Here is a 5,541-nt window from a genome sequence, read left to right as displayed (position 1 = left end):
CTCCCATCCGGGCCATCGGTGGCGTCAGAAAGTTTCCAATCTGTGCCACTCCAGCTCACCGTACAGAGGTCGGTTCCCCAGAAGTTTCGAGGCTTGTAGTTCGGCGATCCACCAATTATTCCGGCACTTGCATTGGACCAGATATATACTTTTGTCTCGTTGGGATTAAATTTTTCAACTTTATATCCGAGGGTTCGATAAATCAATTGAAAGTCGGGGGAGTTTACAGATGCAACTCCAAAATTTTTTGCCGTCTGATTATTGACATCAATAAGAAGTTGGCTGAGTCGATTGGCAGTCGAGGGATCTGCTATTGATCTAAAAATTTGCTTGAGGCGCGTGGGCTCGCGATTGGTAGCTTTTACGTACGCAGAAACGTAGTTGGCGCAGGCGCTGACGGCGCCGGCTTCGGTGCGGGGGTAGCCGACCGGGATACCGAACTCGTTGATCCGGGTGGGGACACCGGGGACTGAGGTGGGGGTGGCGGTGTCGGCCGGTTGGCTAGACGGCTTCGGCGAGGGGGCCAGCGTCGGCGTCACTCCGGGCGGGGTATCGCTCGGAGAAGTCTGCGGCGCGACGGACGCGGTATCCGAGCCATTCGAACCATTGTCTGGAACCACGTAACGGCCGATGACCAATCCGCCGATCACACTCACCGTGCCGGTGGTCACGATGATGATGATCAGACGTCTGGCCGCCCACTCCATAAGGCTTAGGGGACGTAATGAAGTAACAAATACGTGATCGAGAGCATCATCGCAGGTCACAGGCCTGTGGAGGGTTCGAAACGCGCAAGTTATTTCATTTCGACTCCTTACCAACGCCCACTCCCCTCACAAGACGGCACGGTCATCATCGCAATGTCCGCCCGCTGGTATCCGGGGAACAGGTCAGAAGAGCGTTGACGATGGGTCATGGACCACGCCGGGGTCAACGGCAACGGTGAGCTCGACGGCGGGTTGACGCTGGCCAGCCGGGTTAGGGTCGGGCGCGGTGGCCGTTGCGCCGGTGGCAAGGAAGAAGTTGACGAAGGCTGCCGCGGCACCGACGAGGAATGCGAGACCGAAGCCCGCGATCACACCGCTCTTGCCGACCATCGACGCGCGCTCGAGGCCCATCCGCTCGCCGAGTGCCCATGCGATACCACCCAGTAGCACGGCGGCGACTGCAGCGACCACCGCATAGGCCGCCAGGCCGTTGACCAGGTCTTTCAGAGCATTGATGCCAGGCGCCTTGGAGTCATCCGGGTTGACCTGTATCTCGGCGAGGACAACGGTCGCCTTGACGGCGGCGGCGTCCAGGATCATCTCGGTTCCTTTCCCACAGGCGGGGGGCCGCCCGGCCGATCCGGTCCGGCGATCCTTGTGGGTGCCGTTGGTGACCGTAGGTCGCCAAATGATACGCCCTGTGCCGCACGGTGATCCTCGGTAGTCGCTCGTGGGCCGCCGGAAGCGTCAGAATCTGCACGGGCGGTGACCGCCTCCGCGGCGCCGCCAGCCGCGGCCCCCGGCTGATCGACAGCGCCCGCAGCGGCCGTGACCTCGGCTTTCGCGAGAGTGAACAGGGCTTCCACGGCAGCCGCGGCCAGCCGGAGGTAGGCGCGGCGAGTACGTCGGCGTAGCCGAGGAATCCGTACCGGAGTATGCCTGCTGGGGTCGAGCCGGGCGTCGTACGGGATCCGGATCAGCGTGTCGACCTGCCTCCCGAGCCGGGCCGCCGCCGCGCGGGTCCGGGGCGAGGGACGGCCCCGGCATGGCGCGATCATGGCCGCCACAATCATCGGCCCGCCGTGTCTGGCTGAGCCACCACCCGCCGCGTCCCGCAACGTACACAGTCTGGTGAGCGTCGCCTCCAGATCGGCGGCGGTCGCGAGCGTGACGAGGATGATGAGGTCCGCGGCCTGGACCGCCGTAGGCGTCAGCGGTGCCTCGGCCGGCGCGTCGACCAGCACCAGTGGATAGGAATGCGCGAGCAGGCCGAGCACGGACCGCAGTCCGGTCGGGGCGACGGTGTCGTCCGCGGGGACGACGGCGGACGCCTCGTCGCCGGAACCGTCACCGTCGTGCCGGTCGGCTCCTCCGCCAACACCGCGTCGCACGGGAAGCACGTCGAAGTCCCTGGTGCTGCCCGCGGGACGACCATTGATCATCAGGGGTAGATCGGTCACCGTACTGTCGGAGGCTTGCCGGCGGGCGACGTCGGCGACCGTCGTCGTTCCGGCCGCGCCGACCCGGATCGCGAGCAGATCACCGCGTGGTTCGTCCTCGTCCTCGGTGTCGGTGCCCACAGGCGACGATGGCGCCCCCCCGGGAGACTCCCCCGGCCAGAGATCGACCGCGAGGACCGGCTGCGCCCGCACCCCGGCGAGGGTCAGCCCGACGACTCCGGCAAGGGTGGTGGTCCCGGAGTAGGGGAACAGCGAGGTCACCGCGATCCGCCATGAACCGGGCAACGGGATACGGGCCCGGTCGCGCAGAGAGAGCCGTACCGGAATCTCTTCCCACGGTTCGAGATCGCGCACGCCGACCCACGGCTCCTGCCACGGCCACAGCCGACCGTCCGACGACGGCTGGCGACGCGAGACGGTCTGGCCGCCTGCCGCCGCGGCCTTGCGGGTGGATCGAGACGCCGGGTCCGGCTGCGGCTGCGGCTGCGCGGTGGGGAGTGCTGGAGCCGTCAGCTGCTTCATGCCCGCGGCGGGCGAGACGGGCGCGACGGGCACGGCCGGCGTGTAGCGGGCGACCGGCGGTGCGACCGGCACCGCGGAGATGTGGCCCGGGACGGACGATTCGGAGACGACCGGATGGTCCGTGGGAGGGGCCTGCGGATCCCCGGGGCTGGTTACCTCGATCGGGCTGGTTACCTCGATCGGGCCGGTCGGGGCTGGCCGGCCGGCCGCGGTGGATGGAACGGTTGCCGTCGGCGGATCGCTCGGGCCGCCGATCGACGCCGCATCCGTCGGCGCGGCCGGTGTCGTCCGCGGCGGCCGCGGAGGCTGCGGACGACGGGGCGCGGAGGCGCGCGGCGGCCGGACGCGCGGCCCGTTCGGGGCCGGCAGTGGCCCGGTTGGGTGTGGTGGTACCGCAGTTGGGCCGCCACGGGAACCAGGACGCGCAACCGGGCTGACGCCTCGGCCTGACGCGCTGCCACCCGGCACGCTGCCACCCGGCACGCTGCCACTTGACGCGCTGCCACCCGGCACGCTGCCACTTGACGCGCTGCCACCCGGCGCGGTGTTCACCTCCTGCGAGGATTCCACCGCGCCCGGGGGAACCGGGGTCGAACCGCGGGGATCTGCCGGCCGGGTTGGACGGCGGGAGGGATCAGCCTGGTTACGGGGCGGAATCGCCGACGGGCGGCCGGCGCGCCGGGCAGCGGCGCCGCGGGTGCGCCGGGAGCTGGTGTCCGCGCCCGAGGTCACCCGGCCCGGCCCGGTGCCGGGTGCCTCGGTCCTGGTACCCGGCACCGATGGCGGTATGTCGTCGGACGTGTTTGTACGGTCCGCACCCGAACGGGCCGCCGATGTCGCATCATCGAGGTGGAATGCCTCGCTCTGCCACGCTTCGTCGAGTGGCTGCGGCGAGCCCGTTCCGCCCCGCCGTCGATGTCGTCGGCGCCCGGATCGTGCATGGGGAGGTGACTCTACGTCTTCGGTGCCTGCCGCTTCGTCCCGTACGTACTGATCGTCTCGTATGTACTGATCGTTTCGGATGGGCGGACCGTCGGGATGGGAGACCGGCGAGGGTATGCGGGCACCAATGAGCGAAACGGGCCGCGCGTCGCCTTCCTCACCGTACGGTGCCTGTGGCACATCGCTCACGCGCCGTCGACCTCCCGGCCTTCTAAGGTTAGCTAGTGCCAGTTAAGGTTACTTACTGTTATCTGCGCTCGGCTGCGGTCGGATCGATGTAACACGAGTCATTCGAGTATGACAAGCTCTGGTCGAAGCTACCCATCCTGGGTGGGTCGGTGTACCTTCCGGAACCGGAGATGTGCCGTCCGGATCGAGGGGACGAACCGGCGGACGGTTCGGCGGACGGTTCGGCTGTGATCCGCGACGCGGCGGGCTGGGGGCGGCCTGGACTACACGGGCACCGTGCGTGCGGCAGATGGGAAAGGAGCGTCGGTGGCGCAGGACGGCTTCTCGACGGCGACGCCTCGGCCATCCCAGCGATCCGGCGCACCGCAGGGCGCGACGCCCGCGAAATCCCCGGTCGGCTCGGCCCCGGCCCGGTCCGCTCCGGCGGCATCCGGCCGGGTCCGCACGGCCTCGGCCCGCCCGACCGGCATGCCACCGACCGTCGCCTCCCGCAGCACACCGGCGCCCGCCGCCGCGGCGCCTCCGTTCGCGCCCCCTCCGCTCGCGCCGACGCCCGCCGGTGGTGCGCCCTCCCGACCCTCCGACGACGACGAAGTGCTCACCGTCGATGAACTGGTCGCCTGGTTGCGGTTGTCGGAGAGCACCGTCCTCAAGCTGCTTTCGGAACGGGCCATCCCGGCCCGCAAGGTCGGTCACCAGTGGCGGGTGCGTCGGGGGCGGGTGCGGGACTGGCTGGACGGTCGGGAATGAGCGATCTCACCTCGGTGCCGCCTCGCTCCGGCCGGCCGCGGTGAGGCCCCGGTTCTGGCTGGCCGTCGGACTGCTGCTCACCGTGGGCACCGTGGCCGGATGCGGCGCGCCGGGCAGTGCTGCCGATCCGTCCCCCGCTCCGTCTCCCGCCCCGTCCGCCACCACGGGGCCACCGCCCGGGGCGAGTCAGGCGCCGGGTCCGCCGCTGGCCACCGCGTCTGCGCTACCCACCGGCGAGGTGGACCGGAAGGACCCGGCGGCGGTAGCCGCCGACTGCTTCACGCGCTGGCAGTCCTTCGACGCCCGGACGGACCCCGGCCCGGCAGCCGGTGTCGAGCGGGCCCGCGACTGCCTCACCGAGGACTTCGCGGCCAGCCTGGGCGCCGGGGGTGCGGGCCTCGGTGGTTCGGGCGCCGGGGGGCCCGGAACCGCTGCCGGCGAGGACGGCCAGGCGTGGCAGGAGGTGCGCGCCGCGGGCACCCACTCGCGGGTGACCGTGCTGGCGACCACGCCCCTGGGCGGGATCGACACGACGGCCACCGGTCGGGTGGTGCTTCAGCTGAACGTGCGCCGCGAGACGGCGGCGGGCGGCGCCGCCCCGGTGGTGGCGCTGTCCACCCCGGCGCTCACTCTCCTGCGCCAGACCGACGGGACGTGGCGGGTCGCCGGCGCGGATCTGTCGAGCGTCGCCGGCGACGCACCGGGCCGGTGAGGCGTGATGGCCCGCGGCTTCACTCGTAAGCGTTCCCGCTGGCTGGTCTGGACGGGGGCGGGCGCGGCTCTCGTCATCGGCGGCGTTGTCATGCTGGTCTCCGTCCTCATTCTGATCATCGCCGGTCCCTTCATCCAGGATCAGGGCGGGGGTAACCGGACCATCAGGAACTCCGACGGCATCCCGGCCGAGTACCTGCAGACGATCATTGATGCGGCGAACGCGGCCGGATGCGCCGAGGTGACTCCCGCCCTGCTGG

5 protein-coding genes and 1 pseudogene are annotated in these 5,541 nt (G+C 69.9%); 3 read left to right on the top strand and 3 right to left on the bottom strand.

Annotated features, from left to right (window positions below; all coding sequences use genetic code 11):
• The 3 genes from ACY45C_RS09290 to ACY45C_RS09280 form a co-directional block, all read right to left on the bottom strand.
• The coding region (locus ACY45C_RS09290; RefSeq protein ID WP_462187219.1) for a hypothetical protein at positions 1–671 on the bottom strand (671 nt) is incomplete at its 3' end.
• 219 nt (positions 672–890) lie between these two features.
• Positions 891–1,307 (bottom strand): DUF6112 family protein, encoded by a 417-nt coding sequence (locus ACY45C_RS09285; protein ID WP_462187218.1) that lies wholly within the window; start codon positions 1,305–1,307, stop codon positions 891–893.
• On the bottom strand, positions 1,304–2,761 hold the full coding sequence (locus ACY45C_RS09280; protein ID WP_462187217.1) for a MinD/ParA family ATP-binding protein: 1,458 nt from the start codon (positions 2,759–2,761) through the stop codon (positions 1,304–1,306). Before ACY45C_RS09280 ends, ACY45C_RS09285 begins: the two co-directional genes overlap by 4 nt.
• A 1,365-nt stretch (positions 2,762–4,126) precedes the next feature.
• Here ACY45C_RS09280 and ACY45C_RS09275 point away from each other — a divergent pair.
• The 3 genes and pseudogenes from ACY45C_RS09275 to ACY45C_RS09265 all read left to right on the top strand — a co-directional run.
• The gene (locus ACY45C_RS09275; protein ID WP_462187216.1) at positions 4,127–4,570 is read left to right on the top strand and encodes a helix-turn-helix domain-containing protein; all 444 of its coding nucleotides are present in this window, start codon (positions 4,127–4,129) and stop codon (positions 4,568–4,570) included.
• Positions 4,571–4,610: 40 nt separating this feature from the next.
• On the top strand, positions 4,611–5,282 hold the full coding sequence (locus tag ACY45C_RS09270) for a hypothetical protein (protein WP_462187215.1): 672 nt from the start codon (positions 4,611–4,613) through the stop codon (positions 5,280–5,282).
• A 6-nt stretch (positions 5,283–5,288) separates the two neighbouring features.
• Positions 5,289–5,541, top strand: a pseudogene (locus tag ACY45C_RS09265) (glycoside hydrolase); the annotation flags it as partial.

The organism is Frankia sp. CcWB2 (assembly GCF_977927585.1).
Note: the sequence above shows the minus strand (reverse complement) of the source record. Positions and strands in the feature narration are given on the sequence as shown.

Excerpts from the sequence above, each read along its gene's own strand:
- ACY45C_RS09285 (WP_462187218.1), bottom strand. The coding sequence starts at position 1,307 with ATGATCCTGGACGCCGCCGCCGTCAAGGCGACCGTTGTCCTCGCCGAG.